At 69.7% G+C, this 22822-nt stretch carries 22 protein-coding genes; 12 read left to right on the top strand and 10 right to left on the bottom strand.

Going from position 1 to position 22822, the window contains the following annotated elements:
* Positions 1-15: 15 nt before the first annotated feature.
* The 4 genes from grpE to ACGFIV_RS00370 form a co-directional block, all read right to left on the bottom strand.
* On the bottom strand, positions 16-681 hold the full coding sequence (gene grpE / locus ACGFIV_RS00385) for a nucleotide exchange factor GrpE (protein WP_358556851.1): 666 nt from the start codon (positions 679-681) through the stop codon (positions 16-18).
* A complete protein-coding gene (gene dnaK, locus ACGFIV_RS00380; RefSeq protein WP_358556854.1) occupies positions 678-2561 on the bottom strand; it encodes a molecular chaperone DnaK in 1884 nt (627 codons plus the stop codon). The genes grpE and dnaK overlap by 4 nt, the downstream gene beginning before the upstream one ends.
* A 330-nt stretch (positions 2562-2891) precedes the next feature.
* Positions 2892-3347: a hypothetical protein gene (locus ACGFIV_RS00375; RefSeq protein WP_392830602.1), complete on the bottom strand. Its 456-nt coding sequence runs from the start codon at positions 3345-3347 to the stop codon at positions 2892-2894.
* Between the two features lie 130 nt (positions 3348-3477).
* Positions 3478-5037 (bottom strand): alpha/beta hydrolase, encoded by a 1560-nt coding sequence (locus ACGFIV_RS00370; RefSeq protein ID WP_392830599.1) that lies wholly within the window; start codon positions 5035-5037, stop codon positions 3478-3480.
* 210 nt (positions 5038-5247) lie between these two features.
* Between ACGFIV_RS00370 and ACGFIV_RS00365 the strand changes: the two genes are divergently transcribed.
* Positions 5248-6162: a proline dehydrogenase family protein gene (locus ACGFIV_RS00365; RefSeq protein WP_358548293.1), complete on the top strand. Its 915-nt coding sequence runs from the start codon at positions 5248-5250 to the stop codon at positions 6160-6162.
* 97 nt (positions 6163-6259) lie between these two features.
* Positions 6260-7054, top strand: coding sequence for a pyrroline-5-carboxylate reductase (gene proC, locus ACGFIV_RS00360; RefSeq protein WP_358548295.1), 795 nt, complete (start codon positions 6260-6262; stop codon positions 7052-7054).
* Positions 7055-7131: 77 nt separating this feature from the next.
* On the opposite strand, the gene ACGFIV_RS00355 is transcribed toward proC, so the two are convergent.
* Positions 7132-7350: an EF-hand domain-containing protein gene (locus ACGFIV_RS00355; RefSeq protein ID WP_358548298.1), complete on the bottom strand. Its 219-nt coding sequence runs from the start codon at positions 7348-7350 to the stop codon at positions 7132-7134.
* Between the two features lie 235 nt (positions 7351-7585).
* On the opposite strand from ACGFIV_RS00355, the gene ACGFIV_RS00350 reads away from it, so the two are divergent.
* From ACGFIV_RS00350 to ACGFIV_RS00305, 10 genes are all read left to right on the top strand, one after another.
* Positions 7586-8833, top strand: coding sequence for an MFS transporter (locus ACGFIV_RS00350; protein WP_358548301.1), 1248 nt, complete (start codon positions 7586-7588; stop codon positions 8831-8833).
* 167 nt (positions 8834-9000) lie between these two features.
* A complete protein-coding gene (locus ACGFIV_RS00345; protein WP_358548304.1) occupies positions 9001-10413 on the top strand; it encodes an HlyD family efflux transporter periplasmic adaptor subunit in 1413 nt (470 codons plus the stop codon).
* On the top strand, positions 10410-11129 hold the full coding sequence (locus ACGFIV_RS00340; protein ID WP_392830592.1) for an ABC transporter ATP-binding protein: 720 nt from the start codon (positions 10410-10412) through the stop codon (positions 11127-11129). The genes ACGFIV_RS00345 and ACGFIV_RS00340 overlap by 4 nt, the downstream gene beginning before the upstream one ends.
* On the top strand, positions 11126-12310 hold the full coding sequence (locus ACGFIV_RS00335; protein ID WP_358548310.1) for an ABC transporter permease: 1185 nt from the start codon (positions 11126-11128) through the stop codon (positions 12308-12310). Before ACGFIV_RS00340 ends, ACGFIV_RS00335 begins: the two co-directional genes overlap by 4 nt.
* Positions 12311-12476: 166 nt before the next feature.
* Positions 12477-13640: an acetoin utilization protein AcuC gene (locus tag ACGFIV_RS00330; RefSeq protein WP_392830589.1), complete on the top strand. Its 1164-nt coding sequence runs from the start codon at positions 12477-12479 to the stop codon at positions 13638-13640.
* A gap of 88 nt (positions 13641-13728) precedes the next feature.
* Complete coding sequence (locus ACGFIV_RS00325; RefSeq protein WP_392830586.1) at positions 13729-14526, top strand: phosphatase; 798 nt, start codon at positions 13729-13731, stop codon at positions 14524-14526.
* 321 nt (positions 14527-14847) lie between these two features.
* On the top strand, positions 14848-15051 hold the full coding sequence (locus tag ACGFIV_RS00320) for a helix-turn-helix domain-containing protein (protein ID WP_030456159.1): 204 nt from the start codon (positions 14848-14850) through the stop codon (positions 15049-15051).
* A 345-nt stretch (positions 15052-15396) separates the two neighbouring features.
* A complete protein-coding gene (locus ACGFIV_RS00315; RefSeq protein WP_018654693.1) occupies positions 15397-15495 on the top strand; it encodes a 30S ribosomal protein bS22 in 99 nt (32 codons plus the stop codon).
* A 104-nt stretch (positions 15496-15599) separates the two neighbouring features.
* On the top strand, positions 15600-16637 hold the full coding sequence (locus tag ACGFIV_RS00310) for an NAD-dependent epimerase/dehydratase family protein (RefSeq protein WP_392830580.1): 1038 nt from the start codon (positions 15600-15602) through the stop codon (positions 16635-16637).
* Positions 16634-17578, top strand: coding sequence for a lysophospholipid acyltransferase family protein (locus ACGFIV_RS00305; protein ID WP_358548322.1), 945 nt, complete (start codon positions 16634-16636; stop codon positions 17576-17578). Before ACGFIV_RS00310 ends, ACGFIV_RS00305 begins: the two co-directional genes overlap by 4 nt.
* A 122-nt stretch (positions 17579-17700) precedes the next feature.
* Here the strand turns inward: ACGFIV_RS00305 and ACGFIV_RS00300 are convergent, their stop codons facing one another.
* The 5 genes from ACGFIV_RS00300 to ACGFIV_RS00280 form a co-directional block, all read right to left on the bottom strand.
* Positions 17701-18522 (bottom strand): SAM-dependent methyltransferase, encoded by an 822-nt coding sequence (locus tag ACGFIV_RS00300; protein ID WP_392830578.1) that lies wholly within the window; start codon positions 18520-18522, stop codon positions 17701-17703.
* Positions 18522-18959, bottom strand: a complete 438-nt coding sequence (locus tag ACGFIV_RS00295) for a nuclear transport factor 2 family protein (protein WP_358548326.1) — start codon at positions 18957-18959, stop codon at positions 18522-18524. Before ACGFIV_RS00295 ends, ACGFIV_RS00300 begins: the two co-directional genes overlap by 1 nt.
* 146 nt (positions 18960-19105) lie before the next feature.
* On the bottom strand, positions 19106-20083 hold the full coding sequence (locus ACGFIV_RS00290; protein ID WP_392830575.1) for a polyprenyl synthetase family protein: 978 nt from the start codon (positions 20081-20083) through the stop codon (positions 19106-19108).
* 160 nt (positions 20084-20243) lie between these two features.
* Positions 20244-21329 (bottom strand): hypothetical protein, encoded by a 1086-nt coding sequence (locus ACGFIV_RS00285; RefSeq protein ID WP_392830572.1) that lies wholly within the window; start codon positions 21327-21329, stop codon positions 20244-20246.
* Positions 21326-22672, bottom strand: coding sequence for a cytochrome P450 (locus tag ACGFIV_RS00280; RefSeq protein ID WP_358548333.1), 1347 nt, complete (start codon positions 22670-22672; stop codon positions 21326-21328). Before ACGFIV_RS00280 ends, ACGFIV_RS00285 begins: the two co-directional genes overlap by 4 nt.
* Positions 22673-22822: the final 150 nt, after the last annotated feature.

Raw genomic sequence — 22822 nt, 5'->3', positions numbered from 1 at the left:
CAAAGGGGTAGTCGCTCAATTGTCCTCGGGGTCGGCCGCGGCTTCCCCCGCCTCGCCCGCCCCCGGCTCGGACCGCTCCGAGCCGGCCGCCGGCGCCTCGGGCTCGGCGACGGCGACCCGCGCCGGGCGCAGGATCCGATCACCGATCTGGTAGCCGGGCTGGAGGATCTCGACGCAGGTGGGTTCGGTGACCTCGGAGGAGTAGCTGTGCATCAGCGCCTCGTGCACGGTCGGGTCGAACGCGTCGCCCTTGGTGCCGAAGGTCGTGAGGCCCAGCTTGCCCACCGAGCTCTCCAGCGCCTCGCTCACCTTCGCGAACCCGCCGGTGAGCTCGCCGTGGTCGCGCGCCCTGCCGATGTCGTCGAGCACCGGGAGCAGCTCGGTCAGCACGTTGGCGACCGCCTGCTCGCGGACGACGACCCGGTCGCGCTCGACGCGCTTGCGGTAGTTGGAGTACTCGGCCTGGAGCCGCTGGAGGTCGGCCGTGCGCTCGGCGAGTTGCGCGGTCAGGTCGGCGGCCAGACCGTCGTCCGGCTTGGGCGCCTCGGCCGGGGCGGCGGGCGACGACTTGCCGGTCGTCTTGCCCGCCCCCTCACGCACCTCCCCGGTCTCGGGGTCGATGCGCCGGTTGTCGCGGATCACCAGGCCTTCGTGCTCGCTCCCAGAGGTTGGGGACGTCACGCGGCACCGCCCTCCCGCTTCGGCTCGTCGTCGACGATCTCGGCCTCGACGACGTCGTCGTCGGAGGACTTGGCACCGGCTCCGGGCGCACCGGTGGCGCCGGCGGCGTCGGCCGGGGCCTCTCCGGAGGCCTGCGACTGGGCGTAGATCGCCGAACCCATCTTCTGGCTGACCGTGGCGAGCTTCTCGGCGGAGGCGCGGATGGCGGCCGAGTCGGTGCCCTCCAGCGTCTTCTTGAGCTCGGAGAGGGCTTCCTCGACCTCGGTCTTGACCTCGGCCGGGACCTTCTCGTCGTTCTCGCGGAGGAACTTCTCGGTCTGGTAGGCGAGGGCGTCCGCGTTGTTGCGCGTCTCGGCGTCGTCGCGGCGCTGCTTGTCCTCCTCGGCGTAGGACTCGGCCTCGCGCATCATGCGCTCGATGTCGTCCTTCGGCAGCGCGGAGCCGCCGGTGATCGTCATCGACTGCTCCTTGCCGGTGCCGAGGTCCTTGGCGCCGACGTTGACGATGCCGTTGGCGTCGATGTCGAAGGTGACCTCGATCTGCGGGATGCCGCGCGGCGCCGGGGCGATGCCGGTCAGCTCGAAGGTGGCCAGCTTCTTGTTGTAGGCCGCGATCTCGCGCTCACCCTGGAACACCTGGATCTGCACCGACGGCTGGTTGTCCTCGGCGGTGGTGAAGACCTCCGACCGCTTGGTCGGGATCGTGGTGTTGCGCTCGATGATCTTGGTGAAGATGCCGCCCTTGGTCTCGATGCCGAGGCTCAGCGGGGTGACGTCGAGAAGCAGGACGTCCTTGACCTCGCCCTTGAGGACGCCGGCCTGGAGGGCGGCGCCGATGGCGACGACCTCGTCGGGGTTGACGCCCTTGTTGGGCTCCTTGCCGCCGGTCAGCTCCTTCACCAGCTCGCTGACGGCCGGCATGCGGGTGGACCCGCCGACGAGCACCACGTGGGCGATGTCGGCGACCTTGATGCCGGCGTCCTTGATGACCTGGTGGAACGGGCCCTTGCAGCGCTCAAGCAGGTCGGAGGTGATGCGCTGGAACTCCGAGCGGGTCAGCTTCTCCTCAAGGTGGAGCGGGCCCTCGGCGGAGGCGGTGATGTAGGGCAGGTTGACCGAGGTCTCGGTCTGCGCCGACAGCTCGATCTTGGCCTTCTCGGCGGCCTCGCGCAGGCGCTGGAGCGCCATCTTGTCCTTGGAGAGGTCGACGCCGTGGGCGTTCTTGAAGCGGGTCACCAGTTCGTCGACGACGCGCTGGTCCCAGTCGTCGCCACCGAGGTGGTTGTCGCCGCTGGTGGCCTTGACCTCCACGAAGCCGTGGCCGTCCTCCTGGCCGACGTCGAGCAGGGACACGTCGAAGGTGCCGCCGCCGAGGTCGAAGACCAGGATGGTCTGGTCCTTGTCCTTGTCGAGCCCGTAGGCCAGAGCGGCCGAGGTGGGCTCGTTGATGATGCGCAGCACGTTGAGGCCCGCGATGGTGCCGGCCTCCTTGGTGGCCTGGCGCTGCGAGTCGTTGAAGTATGCCGGGACGGTGATCACCGCGTCGGTGATCTTCTCGCCGAGGTAGGCCTCCGCGTCCGTCTTGAGCTTCTGCAGTACAAAGGCGCTGATCTGCTGGGGAGAGAACTTCTTGCCGTCGATCTCGACGCTCCAGTTGGAGCCCATCTCCCGCTTCACGGAACGGATGGTCCGGTCGACGTTGGTGACGGCCTGCCGCTTGGCCACCTCGCCGACGAGGACCTCGCCGTTCTTCGCGAAGGCGACCACGGACGGCGTGGTCCGCGAGCCCTGCGCGTTGGCGATGACCGTGGGCTCACCGCCCTCGAGGATCGAGACGACGGAGTTGGTCGTCCCCAGGTCGATACCTACCGCACGTGCCATGAGTACGTCCTTGTAGTCAAAGTTGAGTCTGTATGACTCAATGCTGGACCCCGCTCGGCTGTTTGTCAAGCGACTTGAGTCTAACCGGCTCAACCCTACGTGCGCCGGAAGCATTCCGTGGATCCAGGGGCAAGAAAGATGGTCGATCTCTCGTAAATACCTGGAAAACGGGCGGCACTCATCCCGAGTTCCAGCAAAAGCGCAGGTGGCGCGACTCTCACGACCGCAGTGGTTTAGCGCCGGGGCGCCGCCAGGGCCCCAGCGGCTCAGTGACTCAGTGACTCAGTGACTCAGTGACTCAGTGACGAGCATCGCCAGGGCCCCAGTGGCTCAGTGGCGAGCGCCGTCGATCACCTTGCGGTTGCCGAGGGGCGCCTTGAGCTTGACGGTCGTCGTCTTCTGGATGGCGATCTCGATGCACGCCACGTCCGGCGACCGGCGGGCCTGCCCCTCGTACAGGGTGACGGTCACGGTCTTGGCGGTCTCCCTGACCTTCACGTGGTCGAGCACGTTGCACGGCTCGACGCCCGACCACCAGATGATCTTGAGCTTTCGGCCGTCGCGCGAGGGGGTCGCCTTCAGCCACCGCACCTTGTGCGGCTTGATCGTGTGGCCTTTCGGCTTCGTGGGGGAGGGGCCGCTGGCCGGCGTGGTCCCGGCACTGGCCGAGCCGACGCTCGACGCGACGGGGGGTTCGGGCACAGGGCTCGTGGTCGTGGCGCTCGGAGCGTTGCCGCAGCCCAGGCTCAGTAGCAGGGATCCGGTCGCCAGTGTCGCCGTCATCATCCGCATACCTGTTTGACGTATCCGATCTCGCGCGGGTTCGAACGTCGCCGGGCCGCCGGATCGTCCCGCCGTACGGGGAAGGGCCCCCGACCGCGGCGGTCGGGGGCCCTTCGGGGTGGCTCGGCGGGGCTCAGCGCTCGCCGGGCACCCAGTCGTCGTCGGCCGTGGGCGTGGAACGCAGGCTCGCCGCGGGCGGGACCGGGTCGGCGAACGGCGCGCAGTGGACGTCCGGGCCGGGCAGGCTCGCGGGCAGCGTGCCGTCGGTCAGGTACGCCTTCCAGATCGTGTCGATGCAGGCGTTGCCCCGGCCGGTGAGGCCGTGGTTGCCGCCGCCGTCCATGACCACCAGGCGCGAGGCCGGGAAGCGCTTGTGCATCTCGACACCGCCCTGGTACGGCGTCGCCGCGTCCTTGGTGTCCTGGAAGAACAGGGCGTTCTTGATCCACTTGCCGTTGACGCGCAGGTCGTGCCCGCGGACCGGCCAGGACTGGCACTGGGCGTTGAACCAGGCGTTGCCCCAGCTCAGGAAGGGAGCGGTGCGGTAGGACTCCCACCAGTCACGTTGCCAGGTGCTCCAGTCGCGGGGCCAGCGGGCGTCAGTGCACTCCACGGCGGAGTAGACGGCGAAGGCGTTGTCGTCGCCGCTGCTGTCGCCGTAGGTGGCGTACGCCTGCGCGATCGGAGCGGTCTCGCCGGCGGTGACGAACCTCGACAGCGCGTTGGCGAGGAGCGGCCAGCGGCTCTTGAGGTAGCCGCCCGCCAGGTAGGTGTCGTCGAACTCGGACGGGCCGACCCTGCCCTCGGCGGGAGCGGCCTTCAGCTTGGCGCGGGCAGCGTAGAACGCCTTCTCGACGTCGGCCGCGGCCGTGCCGAGGTGGTAGTTCGCGTCGTACTGGGCGATCCAGGCGAAGAAGGCCTTGGCGCGGGCCTCGAACGCCTGGTTCTGGTCGAGGTTGGTGCCGTACCAGACACGCTCGGGGTTGATGATGCTGTCCAGGACCAGGCGGCGCACGTTGTCGGGGAACAGGGTGGCGTACGTGGCGCCGAGGTAGGTGCCGTAGGAGTAACCGACGTAGCTGATCTGCCGCTGGCCGAGCGCCTTGCGGATCTGGTCCATGTCCTTGGCGGCGTCGACCGTGGTCATGTTCTTGAGCAGATCGCCGTAGGCGGTGTCACAGGCCTTGGAGTAGGCCTGCATCTTCTTCACCCAGGCCGCCTCCTCGGCCCAGTTGGCCGGGACGTAGTCCGGGCGCACCGGGTCGAAGAAGTGGGTGTCACAGCGGAGGGCGGGCTCGCTGGAGCCGACGCCGCGGGGGTCGAAGCCGATCAGGTCGTACTGCGCGGCCAGCGGGGCGCCGAGCCGGTTCTGCATCACGGCCGGGTAGGAGAGGCCGCTGCCGCCGGGGCCGCCGGGGTTGAAAAGGATCGCGCCCTGGTAGTGGGCCGTGTCGGTCGCCTTCTTGCGTGAGACGGCGATCTTGATCTTCCTGCCCCAGGGGCGGTCGTAGTCGAGCGGGACCGAGATCGCCGCGCACTCGATGCCCTCCGCCATGCCGGCGCACTGCGCCCACTGCGGAGCGGGTGGCGTGTGGTCGGGGGCCTGCCGAGTGCCGGCCGTCGCGGGTGCCGCGACCAACGCTCCGCTCAGACTCAGGCCGGCCGTGGCAAGCGCAATGAGGATCTTCTTCACGATCACCCCTTCGACGCCCGCGGATCCATCGTTGGAACCGACTTATGGGCACCATCGGGTAGATCATGCGGATAAGGAATTAGTAAGACGACACGCGTCTTCACTTGGTTGTCAAACCGCAACATGAGGTCCTGATTCGATGATCGACGCCTGAACCGCCGTAGGGTGGGGAGGTCTCTCCCCAACGACCGCCGTGCCGGAAGGGTGCCAATGGTGTTGCGTGAGGTTCTGCAGGCCGCGTCGAGCAGTGACCGTGTCGAGAGCGTCGTCAGGACCGCGGGGGTGACCCGCAGGCTGATGGGCCGCTACGTGGCGGGGAACACCGCGGAGGACGCCGCCTCGGTGGCCGCGGGTCTCGTCGCCGACGGCCTGCTGGTGACTTTCGACCACCTCGGCGAGGAGACCCGGCATCCCGACGAGGCCGCCCGCGCGGTCAAGGCGTCCCTCGCCCTCCTTGACGGCCTCGCCCGGCGCGGCATCGCGAAGGGAGCCGATCTGTCGCTGCGGCTCACCTCCGTGGGGCTCCACGTCGACGAGAAGCTCGCGAAGGAGAACGCCGCGCGCGTCTGCGAGGCGGCCCGTGAGGCCGGCGCCACGGTGACCCTCGACATCGAGGACGCCGCGGTGATCGAGTCCGCGCTGGGCGTCCACGCCGCCCTGCTGGAGGACCACCCCACCACCGGCGTCGTCATCCCGTCGTCCCTGCGCCTCGCCGACGATCACTGCCGGGCGCTGGTCTCGGGCCGCGTACGGCTGAGCAGGCGCGCCTTGGACGCGCCCGCCTCGGTCGCCTACGCCCGGCCCGCCGACATCGACCGCTCGTACGTGCGCTGCCTCAAGGTCCTCATGTCCGGCCAGGGCCACCCGATGGTGGCCACGCACGACCGGCGGCTCATCGAGGTCGCCTCCGCGCTCGCCGTCCTGAACGAGCGTGAGCCCGGCGGCTTCGAGTACCAGATGTCGTACGGCGTGCGCGTGGCGGAGCAGCGGAGGCTCGCCGATCTGGGCTCCCAGGTGCGCGTGCGCATTCCGTACGGGGTCGACTGGTACAGCCATCTGACGCGCCGCCTGGCCGAGCGTCCGGCCAACATCACCCTGCTCGCGCGCTCGCTGGTGAGGCGCTGACACGGCGTTGTCCACAGGCGGGCCGGTGGCAGGCCCGTACCAGCGGAGAGTCGGTAGGCTGCGAGCGATTCCCGACTCCTACGCGAGGTGCCTTCAAATGATCGCGATTCTCGGAACCGGCAAGATGGGCGAGGCCCTGCTGTCCGGGCTGCTGCGCGCCGGCGTCGATCCGGGTGAGATCATGGCCACGGCGCGGCGCGAGGAGCGGGCCCGGGCGCTCCGCGAGCGCTACGGCGTGCAGATCGTGTCCAACAGCGAGGCCGCCAAGATGGCCGACACCCTGATCCTCGCCGTCAAGCCGCAGGACATGGCGGCGCTGCTCGGTGAGATCGGCGCCCACGTGCCCGCCGGCAGGCTCGTCATCTCGGTGGCGGCCGGCATCACGACGTCCTTCGTCGAGTCCCGGCTGGGCGACGAGGTGCCGGTGGTGCGGGTCATGTCCAACACGCCGGTGCTGGTCGACGAGGCCATGAGCGTGATCTCGGCAGGGGCCCATGCCTCCGAGATCCACCTGAAGCACACCGAAGACCTGCTGAGGCCGGTGGGCAAGGTGCTGCGCATCCCCGAGTCCCAGCAGGACGCCGCGACCGCGCTGTCCGGCAGCGGCCCGGCCTACTTCTTCTACCTGGTCGAGGCCATGGTCGACGCGGGCATCCTGCTGGGCATGCCCCGGGCGGCGGCGCTCGACATGGTGACCCAGTCGATCGTCGGCGCGGCGATCATGCTCCGCGACTCCGGCGAGCATCCCGTGATCCTTCGCGAGGCCGTCACCTCGCCCGGCGGCACCACGATCTCCGCGATCGCCGAGCTTGAGCGCCACAGCGTCCGGGCCGCGTTCCTCGCCGCCATCGAGGCCGCGCGTGACCGCAGCCGCCAACTCGCCTCTGGCTGACCCGGGAGTGACCCGAAGCCACCGCCCGGTCCGTACGTACGGACCGGGCCGCTTCGGGGGGGCTCGCGCGGGGGTGGTCAGTGGCCGGATGCCAGCCTGATGAACTCCTCCAGCGACAGGCGGCCGTCGCCGTCCGCGTCGGCGTCCCTGTCCAGCGCTCCGAGCGCCTCGGCGGGGAGGTGCGGGAAGTGCTCGGTGAACTCCGCATGGGTGATGAAGCCGTCACCATCGCTGTCGATCGACTCGAACTGCTGCTTGAGCTGCGCCCATCGCTGATCCGCGGGTACTGCCGACAAGGAGATCTGCCTCCGACGCGAGAAGTGACTCGTACGGCGAACACCATAGTTCGGACATATCGCCAAGACGAGCGCGGGCCCATCCTCGGGGCCATGTACGAGGGGCAAGGATGCCGTGCCGCCGGGTGACGGTGGAATCATCCCAGGTGGGTGCTAGGGAGCCGACAAAATCGTTAGGAAACTTTGTAGTTAGAGTGCATCATGGCCGGCGGGGAACGGCGGACATGGGGGCATCGTGGCGAGCACCGCAGGGGCGGCGAGGCAGGACACGGAGGGGCTGGAAGGGCCTGCGGTCTGGACCCGGGAGTTCCGGCTCTTCTTCACCGCCAGGTCCGTCTCCACGCTCGGCACGGCCATGGTGCCGGTCGCGATGGCGCTCGGTGTCATCCAGGCCGGGTACGGAGCCAGCGGCGTCGGCTTCACCCTCGCCTCCTCGACGGTGCCGATGGCGCTCCTCGTGCTCTTCGGCGGGGTGTTCGCCGACCGGTTCACGCCGCGCCGCATGATGGTCGGCGCCGATCTCGCCCGACTGGTCTCGCAGTCGGTCACGGCGGCCCTGTTCCTCACGGGCACGCCCGCGCTCTGGCAGCTCATGGTCATCTCGGCCGTCAACGGGACGGCCGCGGCCATGTTCCAGCCCGGCCTGGCGAGCCTCGTCCCCCAGATGGCCAGGGACGTGCAGCGGGCCGTGGCGACCCAGCGCACGTCCGAGAACGCGATGTTCCTGCTCGGCCCCTCGGTCGCGGGGCTCCTGGTGGCGTTCGCCGACGTGGGGCTGGTGTTCCTGATCGACGCGTTCGGCTACGGCGTCAGCGCGCTCTGCCTCGCGCTTCTGCGTCTGACGGCCGTCACGCGCGCGGCCGAGGAGGGGTCGATCTGGTCGAACCTCAGGGTGGGGTGGCATGAGTTCAGCTCCCGCACCTGGATGTGGGGCGTGATCGTCATCTGGGCGGTCATGGGCGTCGCGGCCTTCGGTCCCGTGCTCCCTCTCGGCTCCACCCTGATCAACGCCTCGTACCACGCCACCGGATACGGGTTCGTCACCTCGGCTTTCGGGGCGGGGACGATCCTCGGCGGCGTGGTCGCCATGAGGGTCAAACCTCCCCGCCCGCTCGCCGCCGGGGCCATGGCCATGTTCCTCTTCGCGCTCCAGCCGTTGTCGATCACGCTCGGCCTGCCGCTCGCGCTGATGGCGGCCTGCCATCTCGCCGCGGGTACGGGGTCCGCGTTCTGGGGCGTCATGTGGATGACCAGCGTGCAGACGCAGGTGGCCCCCGAGGTGCTGAACCGTGTCCACGCCTACGAGGTCGCCGGTTCTGTCATGGCCCTGCCGGTCGGCCAGTCCCTCGCCGGTCCGGTCGCGTCGCTGCTCGGGGCGAGGGAGGTGCTGGCGGTCTCCTCGGTGGTGGCCGTCACCGGGTGCGTCGTCATGCTCTCGGTCCCCGCGATCCGCCGCCTGCGCCGCGTCCCCGGCCCGTCGTAGCCCCCGCGCTCCGCACCCGCCCGTACGGACTCCGCGTGCGGTGCCCGGGTACGGACTCCGCGTGCGTGCCCAGGTACGGACTCGGCGTGCGGCTGCCGGTTACGGGATGCGCGTCCGGGTTGTCCGGGACCCCAGCGGGGCGGGAATTCCGCTCCTACGATGGCCGAGTGACGATTCGTCGCGGTATCCCCCCGCTTCTCCTCGGCCTCACGCTGCTGCTCTCGTCGTGTTCGCAGGACGAGACGCCCAAGGTGCAGATCGGTGAGGCCAGGCGCGCCCCGGTCAGCGAGGTGGTCGAGGCCCCGGCGACCGTCGGCGCCCGCGCCACCGCCACGCTGCGGTCCTCGGCCGCGGGCACGCTCACCAAGCTGTACGTCCGCGAGGGCGAGACGGTCGACAAGGGCGAGATCCTCGCGAGGATCAGCTCCCCGCAGGCCGAGGACCAGCTGAAACAGGCGCGTCAGGCGGAGCGGCAGGCGTCCAGGCCCGTTCGGTTCGGCGGCGGGGTCGCGGTGCCGGCCATCCGGTTCGCCGGCCTGAACGCCACCTCGTCCCTCGATCGCGAGGTCGCGCGGGGCTTCACCAGGGCGCGTGCGGCGGCGAGGAAGATCAAGGACCGCCAGGTGAGGACGAAACTGCTCGCCGCCATCGACGGCGCGGAGACGCGGCACCGGGCCCAGCGCGCCGCGCTGAACCAGCTCACCCAGAGCCTGACGCGTTCGGTCAACCAGGCGCTTTCGCAGGTCAGCGGCCAGATCGGGGCAGGGCTGGGCGGGCTGGCCTCGTCCATGTCCTCCCTCCAGGCCGCCTCCACGTCGCAGGCGAAGGCGGCGGTGAAGATCGCCGAGGCGAACGTGAAGGGCCTGGTGATCAAGGCGCCCTTCGACGGCGTGGTCACCCTGGGCGGGCCCTCAGGCGGCGGCTCCCCGGGCCTCGGCTCCCTGCTCGGCCAGCTCCCCGCGGGGCTCGCCGCCCAGGCGGGTACGGCCGCGGGGCCGTCCGGCGGCGCGGGAGCCTCCACGTCCGGCGGCACGGTCGCCACGGGCGTGCCGGTCGCGGCGGGCGACGCCATCGTGACCGTGACGGACGTGTCCAAGCTGACACTCTCGGCCGACGTAGACGAGACCGACGTGCTCATGGTCGCTCCCGGCACCAGGGCAGAGGTCGAGCTGGACGCGGTCTCGGGGGCCACCTACCGGGCGAAGGTCACCGGGGTCGGAATCACCCCGAAGGAGGGCACCACAGGAGGGGTGAGCTATCCCGTACGCCTCACGCTCGGCCGGGGCGCGTACGACGACGGGGGAGACGCGCCCGTACCGAAGCCCGGCATGAGCGCGGTCGTCCGGCTGACCGTGCGCGAGTCGCCGGACGCCGTGGCCGTGCCCGCGTCGAGCATCGTCACCAGCGGCAGGGAGACCGTGGTGTGGGTCGTCCGCGCCGACGGCTCGGCGGAGCGCCGGGTGGTCAAGCTCGGCGCTCAGGGCGAGGCCGTGGTCGAGGTGGCGCGGGGTCTCTCGTCCGGCGAGCGGGTCGTCGTCAGGGGCGCCGACACCGTACGGCCGGGTCAGAAGCTCACGTGAACGACCTGGAGGGCGCTCCCGCCTTCGAGGCGGTCGACCTCGCCCGGTCCTACAAGCTGGAGGGGGTGTCGGTCGACGCGCTGCGCGGGGTGAGCCTCCGCATCGAGCGGGGCGAGTTCGTCGCCATCATCGGCCCCTCCGGTTCAGGCAAGTCGACCCTCATGCATCTGCTGGGCTGCCTCGACCGGCCCACCTCCGGCACGCTGCGGGTCAACGGCGTCGACGTGGCAACACTCGACGACACCGGTCTCGCCGAGCTGCGCAACCAGGCGGTCGGGTTCGTGTTCCAGTCCTTCCACCTGCTCGGCCGCACCTCGGCGCTGGACAACGTGGCCCTGCCCCTCGTCTACAGGGGGGTGGGCAAGGCCGAGCGGCGGGAACGGGCCAGGCGGGCGCTCTCCGCGGTGGGCCTCGCGCACCGGCTCGACCACCGGCCGTCCCAGATGTCCGGAGGCGAGCAGCAGCGGGTGGCGATCGCCCGCGCGCTGGTCGGGGATCCCAAGGTGGTGCTGGCCGACGAGCCGACCGGCAACCTGGACTCGCGCAACGGCCAGGAGGTGATGGGCATCCTGGCCGACCTCAACGCGGCGCGCGGCGTGGCCGTCGTCCTGGTCACCCACGAGCGCGAGGTCGCCGATCTCGCCCGGCGGCGGATCCACGTCCGCGACGGCCTCATCGAACTCGACACCGCGATCCAGGGAGGGGACGCGCTGTGAGGACCGCCGAGGCGTCGCGCATGGCGCTGGAGGCGCTGCGGGTCAACCGGTTGCGCAGCGCGCTGACGATGTTCGGCGTCGTGGTCGGCGTGCTGGCCGTGGTGATCCTGGTCGCGATCGGGACCGGCGCCAAGGAGGCGATCGAGAGGGAGATCGCGGGGCTGGGGAGCAACATCATCCTGGTCGTTCCCGGGCAGGTGGGCCTCGGGGCCGCGCCCACGCAGAGCCGGCTCGACCTCGCGGACGTCGCGTTCGTCCGCCGTGTCGTCGGCGATCCGGCGAAGGTGACGGTGGCCGTCAACTCGGGCGAGTCCGTACGGGTGGGGCGCACCGAGGTCTTCGCCACGATCACCGGCACCGACGAGAACCTGCCGAACATCTTCGACCGGCCGCTGCGCCGGGGCCGGTACCTCAGCGCCACCGACGTGGACACCCGGCGGCGGGTCGCGGTCCTCGGCTCCGAGGTAGGGGCCAAGCTCTTCGGGGACGTCGATCCGGTCGGCCGCCAGGTCACGATCTCGGGCGTGCGGTTCCGGGTCATCGGCCTGTACGAGCCGGTGGGCGCGACGTTCGGCGTGGCCAGGGACCAGGAGGTCCACGTCCCCGTCACGACCGCGCAGCGCCTGATCGGGCTGTCACGGATCAACGGCATCGCCGTCGGGGCCTCGGGACCCGACGAGATCGAGCCGCTTCGGGAGCGGGTCGTCCAGGCGCTCGGCGGGCGCTACCCCGGCGAGCGGTTCAGCGCGGTGACGCAGACCCAGCTCCTTGGGACCATCGGAAGCGTGCTGGGCATGCTCACGGGCGTCCTGGCCGCCATCGCGGGCATCTCCCTGCTGGTGGGCGGCGTGGGCGTCTCCAACATCATGCTCGTCAGCGTGCGCGAGCGTACACGCGAGATCGGTCTGCGCAAGGCGCTCGGAGCCCGGCAGCGGGACGTCCTCGGGCAGTTCCTCATCGAGGCCGTGCTGCTCACGACGATCGGCGGGGTGATCGGCATCCTGATCGGGGTGGGCGGCTCCCTGCTGATCCAGGCGGTCTCGCCGGTGCCGGCCGCGATCACCTGGTGGTCGATCGTCCTGGCCTTCGGCGTCTCGGTGGCGGTGGGCGTCTTCTTCGGCGTCGCCCCGGCGCGCAGGGCCGCCCGGCTCGACCCCGTGATCGCCCTGCGCGCCGAGTGAACGCCTGGCCGGTCTCGTACGGGTGACGGCCGTCTGCGGGTGATCACAAGGCGTGCGGTACGGTCGGTTTCATGAGCGTGCGCGGTGAGCTTTCGATCCCGCGCCCCCGGCCTGGCCGAGCCTTCACGTGTCGCCGGAGCCGATCCGTCGTGGGCGAGGTGATGACGTGAGCCGGTCCGTGCGGGTTGTCTGGGACGACGAGCTGGTCTCGTACGACTTCGGGCCCGGCCATCCTCTGGCGCCCGTCAGGGTCGAGCTGACCATGGCGCTCGCCCGCGAGCTCGGCGTGCTCGACAAGGTGGAGCTGGTGGGGTGCGCCCCGGCGACCGGCGACGAGCTGGCCCTGGTGCACGAGCGCGGCTACATCGACGCTGTGAGGCGCGTGTCCGCCGACGGCAGGCCCGACCTCGCGTGCGGGCTGGGCACGGCCGACAACCCGGCCTTCGTCGGCGTCCACGAGGCGTCGGCCCTGGTCGCGGGGGCGACGCTCGCCGCCGCGCGCGCGGTGTGGACGGGTGAGGCCGAGCACGCGCTGAACATCGCCGGAGGGCTGCACCACGCCATGCCGGCGTCGGCCAGCGGCTTCTGCGTGTACAACGATCCGGCGCTGGGCATCGCCTGGATGCTCTCGCAGGGCGCGCGGCGCATCGCGTACGTCGACGTCGACGTCCACCACGGGGACGGCGTCCAGGCGATGTTCTACGACGATCCGAGGGTGCTCACGATCAGCCTGCACGAGAGCCCGCGCACGCTGTTCCCCGGCACCGGCTTCGCCACCGAGACCGGCGCTGAGGGGACGGCCGTCAACGTGGCGCTCCCGGCCGGCTGCGGGGACGCCGGGTGGCTCAGGGCGTTCCACGCGGTGGTCCCGCCGCTGCTCCGGGAGTTCGACCCCGAGGTGCTGGTCACCCAGCACGGCTGCGACAGCCACGCGCTCGATCCGCTGGCTCACCTGATGCTGAGCCTCGACGGCCAGCGCCAGGCGTACGCCGCGCTGCACGCGCTGGCGCACGAGACGGCGGGCGGAAGGTGGCTGGCGACGGGCGGTGGCGGCTACGAGCTGGTCCAGGTGGTGCCGCGCGCGTGGAGCCATCTGATCGCCGAGGCCGCGGGCGACCCGATCGAGCCGGGCACGCCGACGCCGGAGAGCTGGCGCGAGTTCGTCAGGGCGCGTACGGGCGAGGTCCCGCCGCTGAGCATGACGGACGGCCGTAGCGCGGAATTTCAGGATTTCTCTGGTGGTTACGACCCTGGGGACGCAATCGACCGAGCAATCATGGCAACGCGAAAGGCGATCTTCCCTTTCCATGGGCTGGACCCCCAGCCCTGACCCCACCAGGCATGGTGGCCGCCGGTGCGTTTGTGCCGTGATGGTTGCACAAAGGTCGCACCAACCTGCCAAGTGGACGGAGTGAACGATGGAGACCGCGACTGCTCTCTCGCGGGAAGAGCTGAGAGACCACCTGATCCGGACGAAGATCGCCGGTGAGGTGGCCACCAGCCGGGAGAACAACCTAGATCACTACCGCTCGCTCGCCGTACGGGATCCCCACTACATGTTCGGCCTCACCATGGACGGGGACTGGACCTACCGCGACATCCTCGCGCTGATGGCGAAGTCCGCCGGGGTCGTGGCCGACCCCGAGTACCGCCACGGTCAGGACACGATCGACCCCGATCGCACGATCGACGCCCTGGACGCGATGGGCGATCGCGTCGCCGCCGTGCTCAAGCGAGACAACCCCAGGGTCCTGATCGCCACAGGCCACCCCACAGGGCTTCTCACGACGCATCTGGCGCTGGCGCGGCTCGCCAGGGAGCACGGCGCCACGATCCTCACCCCCGGGGAGCAGCGGTCCTTCGCGAGCGGAGGCCTCGGCCGCAAGCGCAGGATCCGCTACCTGGACGACGTGGCGATGCTCGACGACGGAGGCGCCCTGGTCCACACCCACGACCCCGCCCCGATGCAGGCGATGCTCGGGGAGCTCGGGGACGGGAAGCCCGATCTGGTGATCGCCGACCACGGCTGGGCCGGCGCGGCGGGCGAGGCCGGGGTCGAGACCGTCGGATTCGCCGACAGCAACGACCCCGGGCTGTTCGTCGGGGAGGCCGAGGGGAAGATCGCCGTTACCGTGCCACTCGATGACAACGTGCTACCGCGCCATTACAATCCGATGACGCTCTATCTGGTCTCACGGGTCCAGAGTGGCCTGTGAGGCGGCCTCCACCGAATCCGGCCCTGTCCTAAAGGTCGTTTCGCGCGCGCATTCGGAGCCGGGCGTCGACCGTTTGCCAACTTTTTTATGATCCCGAGCGACTCTAATGGGACACAGTTAGACGGTCCACAAGATCGAGATCAGGGCTCGGCTTGGCTGCTGGCCAGCGATTTTCTCCGTTCTGGTGGCAGGCGTCTCCTCAGACTGGTGGAATAGGGGGTTTGCGCGATCGGAGACGCGTTCTACGCTGACAGCAGTACACGTGCGTGAGCAATGGCACCAGTGGGGATAACCCGGAAACACGTGCGGAAGAGGCGTCCGATGGGTGCAGGCGAAAGACCTCTCAGCGAGGTGAAGTTCCTGACGGTGGCAGAGGTTGCCACTGTCATGCGGGTGTCCAAGATGACGGTGTACCGGCTCGTGCACTCGGGTGAGTTACCGGCCATCCGGGTCGGGCGATCCTTCAGGGTGCCTGAGCAAGCGGTGCACGACTACCTGAGGGATGCGTTCATCGAAGCGGGTTGAATGGACCAGTAGCGACATCACCGGTCACCTGGGTCTGAGACCGCTGGACTATGAGCGCATGGTTCGCCAGGGGTGCGAAACAGACCGGAACGGGGTGGGTGGGGGACCGCCCACGTCTGGCCGGTCGTGGGGCGCGACCCCTCGGCGGACTACGCGGGTTCCCCCCGGGGAGCGATCGACCGTGAATCGCCGGTAGGCTGTTGAATCGGTGTGCTTCTTGCGAGGCGCCGATCTGGGTTTCCGGGTATGCCGTGACAACGGCCTGTCCAGAGGCCGAGAGCGGCGTGCGACTCGCCGGAGGGCACGCACCGATTTGACAAAAACCTACCTTCACCTGGGGGTCCCGTGGGCTCTGTGATCAAAAAGCGTCGTAAGCGCATGGCCAAGAAGAAGCACCGCAAGCTTCTGAAGAAGACCCGCATCCAGCGGCGTAACAAGAAGTAGAGCGCGGACCGACGACGCAGAGCGGCGGGCCGGGTGTGAGGGATCACGAGCCCGGTAAGCACCCGAGCAAGCGCGACCCACAAACGTGATTCTGCGAGGCACCGATGACTCACACCGTGCTTGTCACCGGGGTCTCCCGGCACATCGGCGCACGAGTGGCGAGCGTTCTCGCAGCGGACCCGGACATCGACCGGGTCATCGGAGTGGACACCGTGCCGCCGCCCTCGCTCGCGCGAGGCGGCGGCGTCGCGCTGGGCCGCACGGAGTTCGTCCGGGTTGATCTGCGCAGCCCGGACATCGCACAGGTCATCGCGGCGGCCGACATCGACACCGTTGTGCACATGAGCCTGGTCAGCGCTCCCTCTAAGAGCGCCGGCCGGTTGTCCATGAAAGAGCACAACGTCATCGGCGCCATGCAGCTCCTGGCGGCCTGCCAGCGGTCGGCGACCGTGCGCAGGGTGGTGGTCCGATCCACGACCGCGGTGTACGGCTCCTCCTCGCACGATCCGGCGGTCTTCACCGAGGAGGCCGAGCCGATCGAGGTGGCGAGCTCCGGCTACGCCAAAGACGCCACCGAGGTCGAGGCGTACGTCCGCGGCTTCGCCCGGCGGCGGCCCGACGTGACGGTCTCCACCCTTCGCTTCGCGAACTTCATGGGGCCGGGCGTCGACTCACCGTTGACGCGCTACTTCATCCAGCCCGTCCTGCCTACCGTGCTGGGCTTCGACCCCCGGCTGCAGTTCGTCCACGAGGACGACGGGGTGGAGGTGCTGCGCCGCATGGCCGTGGAGGACCACCCCGGCACGTTCAACGTGGTCGGCGACGGCGTCATGCTGCTGTCGCAGTGCGTCCGCAGGAGCGGCCGGCCGACGGTGCCGGTGCCGGCCACCGCCTTCCGCGTCATCGGCGACCTCGCCCGCGGCATCGGGCGGGTCGACTTCTCCCCCGAGCAGCTCGCCCTCATGAGCTACGGGCGTGCCGTCGATCCCGGCAGGCTCGCGGTCGAGCTCGACTGGCGGCCCAAGTTCACCACCGCGTCGGCGTTCGATGATTTTCTCCATTCGCGTGGCCTGTTTGGTGGTTTCCCACTCGCTGTGATCGACTGGGTCACGACAGTCATGGGTGGAGGTGTGAAACGGTGAAGCAACCGCTCGACTTCCGCGATGGGGAGTCCCGGGACGCTCAGGTCATTCCCATCACGGCCGCGCGGCGGCGCTCCGGCAACGGCAGGTCCGAAGCCGTCGAGGACCGCGTCGCGGAGTTCCTGGCCTTCCTGCGGCGCCGCTTCGCCGGGGAGTACGAGGTCGACGAGTTCGGCTTCGATCCCGAGCTCAACGACAAGGTGCTCCTTGAGCTGATCCGCCCGCTCTACCGGCACTGGTTTCGCGTGCAGGCCATCGGCCTTGAGAACGTGCCGCAGGAGACAGGGGCGCTCGTCGTCGCCAACCACTCGGGGACCGTGCCGGTCGACGCGCTCATGCTCCAGGTGGCCCTGCACGACGAGCATCCGGCGCGCCGCCCGCTCCGGCTGCTCGGCGCCGACCTGGTCTACCAGCTTCCCATCCTCGGCCACCTGTCCCGCAAGTCGGGCCACACGCTGGCCTGCCCCGAGGACGCCGACCGGCTGATGCGCAAGGGCGAGCTGGTGGGAGTGTTCCCCGAAGGCTTCAAGGGCGTGGGCAAGCCCTTCTCCGAGCGTTACAAGCTGCAACGATTCGGCCGGGGCGGCTTCGTGGCCTCGGCGATCCGCGCCCAGGTGCCGATCATCCCGTGCTCGATCGTGGGCGCGGAGGAGATCTATCCGAAGATCGGCGACCTCCGGTCGCTCGCCCGGCTGCTCGGCCTGCCGTACATCCCGATCACGCCGCTGTTCCCGTGGCTCGGGCCGCTCGGCCTGCTCCCGTTGCCGTCCAAGTGGATGATCCAGTTCGGCGAGCCGGTGCGCACCGACGAGTACGACCCGGAGGAGGCCGACGATCCGATGCTGGTCTTCAACCTCACCGACCAGGTCCGTGAGCTCGTCCAGCAACAACTCAACCGCCTGCGCCTCCAACGCGGCCACGCCTTCGCGCCGTTCTTCTGAACCACGGGCGCGGCGAGACGTCGTCAGGTCCGTTCCGGCCGGACGTTTCGGTTCTGGTCGGCCGGACGCAGGCCGCCGGCACCGTCAGGGCCGGCCGGCGGGACGTCCGGCCGCCGGCGGCGTCAGGGTTGGTCGGCGGGGCGTTCGGCCGCCAGTAGCAGGTATCCCATGTGCTCGAACGCGGCGAACGACTTCTCCCACAGGTCCATGGGCAACTCCACGGAATCCACCGGGATGCCCTGCGCCTCGACCATCTTCTGGAACAGCTCCACGACCTTGCCGGGCGAGTACCGCGTGCGCTCGCTGACGTCGATGATCTCTGTCAGGGTCAGCCCCGCGTCCGCGACCAGCGCGGCGTAGTCGTCGGCGCCGATCAGCGACTCGACCGCCCAGTCCCGCAGGATCGCGGCGAGGGCCTCGCGACCCTCTTCGGTGGCGGGTGTCGCCCCGGACACGTCGCAGAGCACCAGCCTGCCCCCCGGTTTGAGGACGGCGGCGATGTTCTTCAGCACGTGGAGCCGGTCGGGCATGTGCAGCAGGGACTCCAGCGCCCACACCGCGTCGAAGGACCCGGGTTCGAACGGCAGGTCCATGGCGTCGGCGTGCTGGAAGGCGACCCGGTCCGCGACGCCCTCCGCCTGGGCGAGCGCGTTGGAGACCTCGACGTCCCGCTTGCTGACCGAGATGCCGACGATCCGCACGTCCGCGGCCTGGGCGAGCCGGATCGCGGGCCTGCCTCTGCCGCACCCGAGGTCCAGCACCCGCTCGCCGGGCTTGGGAGCGAGGATCTCGATCATGTGATCGGTGAGGCGCTCCCCGGCCTCGGCGAACGTGCTGGTGTCGTCGGGACCGAGCCAGTACCCGAAGTGGATGTTGCCGCCCAGCAACTCGCCGAGCACGTCGCCCTTCTCGTCGAAGAACCGGCCCACCTCCTCCGGCGCCATCACTGCACGACGCCGATCTGGCGCAGGACGGCGAGGACGTCGTAGTAGTCCGTCTGCCGCTTGATGAGGCCGTTCTCGGCGAACTCCATGAGGCTCAGCCCCCGGTTGTTGATGCGGCTGCCCCTGACGGCGGTCTCCGGCAGGTGCGGGAAGTGCCCCAGCAGCGTTCCCAGGCCGTTCCACGGCACGGCCGCCCGGTCACCGGCCAGGATGACGTCTCCCTTCTCGATGCGGGTGTCGGGGCACGCGTCAACCCATACCCGCATGAACTCCACCAGTTCCTCGCGTCCCTTGAAGGTCCGCTGGAGCGCGATGTCCTCCAGGACGGCGTCCTCGGCATAGCACTCGACCCAGCGCGCGCAGTCGTAGGTGTTGAAGTACTCGAACCACTTCTCGATGACGTCGGCCGGATCGTTCGCGGGTCGGTTGTCGGTCATTGCTCTGCTCCTGGGGTCGTGCGCTTCGCGCTCGTTGAGCGGTCGCGTATGGTCGGTCGATCCCGGCGCGACGGAGGTCGAACGCCGTCCGTCGCGCCCGTGGTGAGCCGGTCGCCGGGCCCCCTCGATGAGCCGGCGCCGGCGCCTCACCAGTCGCGGTCGACGAGGAGAGCCGTGAGCTCTTCCAGGTCCAGCCGCGCGTCGCCGGGCATGTCGATGTCGTCGACGCAAGCCCAGGCCGCGTCGATCCGCCGCCTCGCCTCGGTACGGGCCCACGCCCGTCCCCCCGCCTGGTCGATCAGCTCGGCGGCGAGCACCAGTTCGTCGGTGTGGAACGGCTCCGGGCTCCCGTACAGCTCGGCCAGCCGGCGCGAGGCGCCGGAGTCGCAGGTGAGCGCGGCCACGATGGGGGCGCTCTTCTTGCGCGCCTGAAGGTCCGAGCCGACCGGCTTGCCGGTCACCTGCGGGTCGCCCCAGATGCCGAGCAGGTCGTCCACGAGCTGGAACGCCACTCCGAGGTGGGTGCCGAACCGCTCGAAACCGTCCTCCCAGGCGGGGGGCGCCGACGCCGACAGCGCTCCGAGCCGGCACGCGCAGCCGAGAAGCGCCCCCGTCTTGCCCTCGATCATGTCCAGGCACGCGGCGATCGAGGGCTTCTGCCGTCGCTCGAAACCCAGGTCGTGGCTCTGACCGGCCATCAGGTCGCGCAGCGTACGGGCCAGGTGGTGGCTCGCCGCCCGCGACTCCGGTCGTTCCGGGGAGGCCAGCGCCTCGAAGGCGAGGCTGAACAGGGCGTCACCGGCGAGGATGGCCATGGGTACGCCGAAACGCGCCCACACGGTCGGCAGGTGCCGTCGCTCGTGGTCGCCGTCCATGATGTCGTCGTGGATGAGGGAGGCGTTGTGCACCAGCTCGACGGCGGCGGCTCCCGCGACCGCGTCCTGGAGGCGGCCGCCCGCGGCCCGCGCGCACAGCAGCGTGAACGCCGGGCGCACCAGCTTGCCGTGCGCCGAGCCGGTCGGGCGTCCTTGCTCGTCGCGCAGCCCGATCTGGTATCCGCAGATGTCCCGGAGGGCGGGTTCGAGCAGGTCGACCCAGTGGGTCAGGACCGGCGGAAGCAGCATCCGGGCATGCGCGATCCCGAAGGGAAAGGGCGGCACCGGGCTTTCCGGCGTCAGAACCGGTGTGTGAGTGCTCGTCACGCTCGTAACCGCCTTCCTGCGTTCGATGGCTTCGGGTGGTGGGCGGTTCGCGTGGTCGGATGGAAGGGAAGCGGTGGTCACCTCACGCCTCCGCGACGGCGTCGAGGTAGTCGCTCGGCCCGCTCGCCGCGCTCAGGCCCTCCAGGCGGTAACGCTTGGTCCGGGCCGACCAGTCGAGGTTCCCGCGCATCCACGAGCGCATCCCTGCGAAGTTCCTCACCACGTCGGCGACGTGCCCGGGGAACGCGGAGAGGACCCGGCTCTCCCGTTCGAGGTACAGATCGATCTCCGCGGTGATCGCGGCCACGACGTGGCGGACCGACTGCTCGCGGGAGAAGCCGCGGCCGTGCTCGACCACCGCCACCAGGTTGTGGTACTCGCCGAGCGACAGCTCCTTCTCCAGGGAGTACAGGTCGTTGGTCCAGCAGACCACGTCGCACGCCGACCGGAGGGCGTCCTGGTACCTCGCGTCGGCGTAGACGCGCGCCGGGACCTCGGTCCGTTCGACCGCCTCGATCAGGTCCATGCAGACGTAGATGGCCCCGGTGTGCCTGCGCTTCTCGATGTACGTGGCCTCGTCAGGCACCACGCCGCGAACGCGGTTCTCCGCCTCCCAGAACGCCGCCAGCCCGCCCTCGGCGATGTGGTCCACGAAGCGGTGACGCCACGCGGGTGTGGTACGCGGTGTCGTCCTCCGCCACAGATCGGCCAGTGCCTCAACGATCGCGGGTCGCGGGTAGGTGCGCGGGCCGCCGTCGTCGTGGACGAGGACCGCCGCCATCTCACCCATCAGTTCCCTGACGCGATCAGGGTCACGCCCCACCGCGCCGTCGTCGAACTGGTCGTCGAGCAGGAACAGCCACGCGAACCAGTCGGCGATCAGGCACAGGCCCCGCTCGTCCGCGCTCGGGTAGGTCACCGCGGCGAACCAGGCGAAGTCCGCGTGCGCGAAACGCCGCCGGGCGGCCTCCTTGCGCACCAGCCCGTACTCGTCGACCCACCGCGCGAGATGCCGGCGCGCGGCGTCCACGTGCTCGTCCAGCAGGGGCGGGAAGACGTCGAGGGCCGAGGGCAGGATCACGTCGAGACAGCGGTCCACGCCGGCGTCCGCCGTCAGGAGGTCGTTCCAGGCGACCGGACGGAGCCGCGCTTCCTGCGGCGCGGTCATCGCCGTTCCATCCGGGTGTGTATGCCGCCCTTGGGGTGCATCGTGATCAGCGGCTCGATCTCCACCGATCGGCGGTCCTCGGGGATCTCCACCCGGTACGCCTGCGCGATCATGGCGAGGATCAGTGTGAGCTCGGTCAGCGCGAAATGCTTGCCGATGCAGTTGCGGGGGCCGCTGGCGAAGGGGATGTAGGCGTGACGGGGGCGCTGGGCGATCTGGTCGGGGGAGAAGCGTTCCGGATCGAACGTGTGGGGAGACGGCCAGAAGTCCTGGTGCCGGTGAAGGGTGAACATGTTGAGGTAGATGTCGGACTTCGCCGGGATGCGGTAGCCGCCCATCTCGTCTTCTTCGTTCGCCCGCCGCATGGTCTGCCAGGCCGGGGTGTACAGCCGCAGGGTCTCGTCGACGATCATCCTGGTGTACTGGAGCCTGGGCACGTCGTCGAAGGTCGGGACCCGCCCGCCGAGCACGCTGTCGACCTCGGCGTGCAGTCGTTCCTGCACCTCGGGGTGCTGGCCCACGAGGTAGACGAGCCACGCGACCGAGTTGCTCGTCGTCTCGTACCCGCCGATGATGATGTTCAGGACCTCGCGGTGGAGCTGCAACGGGGTCATCCCCGTGCCGGTCTCCTCGTCCACGGCGTTCATCAGCGCCGCGAGCAGGTCGTGGTGCTCATCGTCGCTGGTGACGCGCTTCTCGATGACGTCGGAGACGAAGCCGTCCATCGTCCTGATGATCCAGTTGAGGCGGCGATGGGGCTTGGTCGGCCAGCTCAGCGGGGGGAAGGGGAATCGGAAGAAGCTGCCGACGATCTGGTTGGCCTCCAGGAACATCTCCTCGATCGCGTCTCCCCGCGATCCGACGTCCGCGCCGAACAGCGACCGGAAGACGATCCTCATGGCGAGCTGCCCGAGCTCGGTGCTGACGTTGACCACGTCCCCGGACCGGTACTCGGTGTCCCAGCGCCGAAGCATGCGTGACGTCTCGTCCGTCATGTTCTCGGCGAACCCGGCGACCTTCGGGCGGTGGAACGAGGGTTGCATGATGCGGCGCTGCCGCCGCCACGGCTCCCCGCCCACGTTGCCGATGAGCCCCCCGCGCAGGATCGGCTCCACCGCGCGGAACAGGAAGGTGTTCTTGTCGTAGTTGTCGTGGTTCCTGACCAGGACACGCTCGAAGAAGTCCGGATTGTTGAGCATGATCATCTTGATGCCGAGAACCCGGATCCGTACGATGTCGCCGTGCGTGTCGATCATCCGTGACAGGAAGGCCACCTGGTCGTTCCGCATGGAGAAGACGCCGCCGACCTGGTCCCGCAGGCTGGTGTCGGGTACGCGTTTCAACGTTCGCGGGGGCTCCGCGGCTTCACGTTCCCGGGCCAGTGTTCCGGGACCTGCCGTAGCGTTGCTCTTCATTTCTCAACCAGCTCTCTACCGTGCGGGGGAGGCGAAGGTGGATCTGAAGCGAAGCGCACAGCGGCCCTGGATGGATGT

The sequence above is a fragment of the Sphaerisporangium sp. NPDC049003 genome, from assembly GCF_043197795.1.
In the GTDB taxonomy this organism is placed as follows: domain Bacteria; phylum Actinomycetota; class Actinomycetes; order Streptosporangiales; family Streptosporangiaceae; genus Sphaerisporangium.
Note: the sequence above shows the minus strand (reverse complement) of the source record. Positions and strands in the feature narration are given on the sequence as shown.

Coding starts and splice junctions, on each gene's coding strand:
- dnaK (WP_358556854.1), bottom strand. CDS start 2,561: ATGGCACGTGCGGTAGGTATCGACCTGGGGACGACCAACTCCGTCGTC.
- ACGFIV_RS00375 (WP_392830602.1), bottom strand. CDS start 3,347: ATGATGACGGCGACACTGGCGACCGGATCCCTGCTACTGAGCCTGGGC.
- ACGFIV_RS00365 (WP_358548293.1), top strand. CDS start 5,248: ATGGTGTTGCGTGAGGTTCTGCAGGCCGCGTCGAGCAGTGACCGTGTC.
- proC (WP_358548295.1), top strand. CDS start 6,260: ATGATCGCGATTCTCGGAACCGGCAAGATGGGCGAGGCCCTGCTGTCC.
- ACGFIV_RS00325 (WP_392830586.1), top strand. CDS start 13,729: ATGGAGACCGCGACTGCTCTCTCGCGGGAAGAGCTGAGAGACCACCTG.
- ACGFIV_RS00320 (WP_030456159.1), top strand. CDS start 14,848: ATGGGTGCAGGCGAAAGACCTCTCAGCGAGGTGAAGTTCCTGACGGTG.
- ACGFIV_RS00310 (WP_392830580.1), top strand. CDS start 15,600: ATGACTCACACCGTGCTTGTCACCGGGGTCTCCCGGCACATCGGCGCA.
- ACGFIV_RS00300 (WP_392830578.1), bottom strand. CDS start 18,522: ATGGCGCCGGAGGAGGTGGGCCGGTTCTTCGACGAGAAGGGCGACGTG.
- ACGFIV_RS00295 (WP_358548326.1), bottom strand. CDS start 18,959: ATGACCGACAACCGACCCGCGAACGATCCGGCCGACGTCATCGAGAAG.
- ACGFIV_RS00290 (WP_392830575.1), bottom strand. CDS start 20,083: ATGCTGCTTCCGCCGGTCCTGACCCACTGGGTCGACCTGCTCGAACCC.
- ACGFIV_RS00285 (WP_392830572.1), bottom strand. CDS start 21,329: ATGACCGCGCCGCAGGAAGCGCGGCTCCGTCCGGTCGCCTGGAACGAC.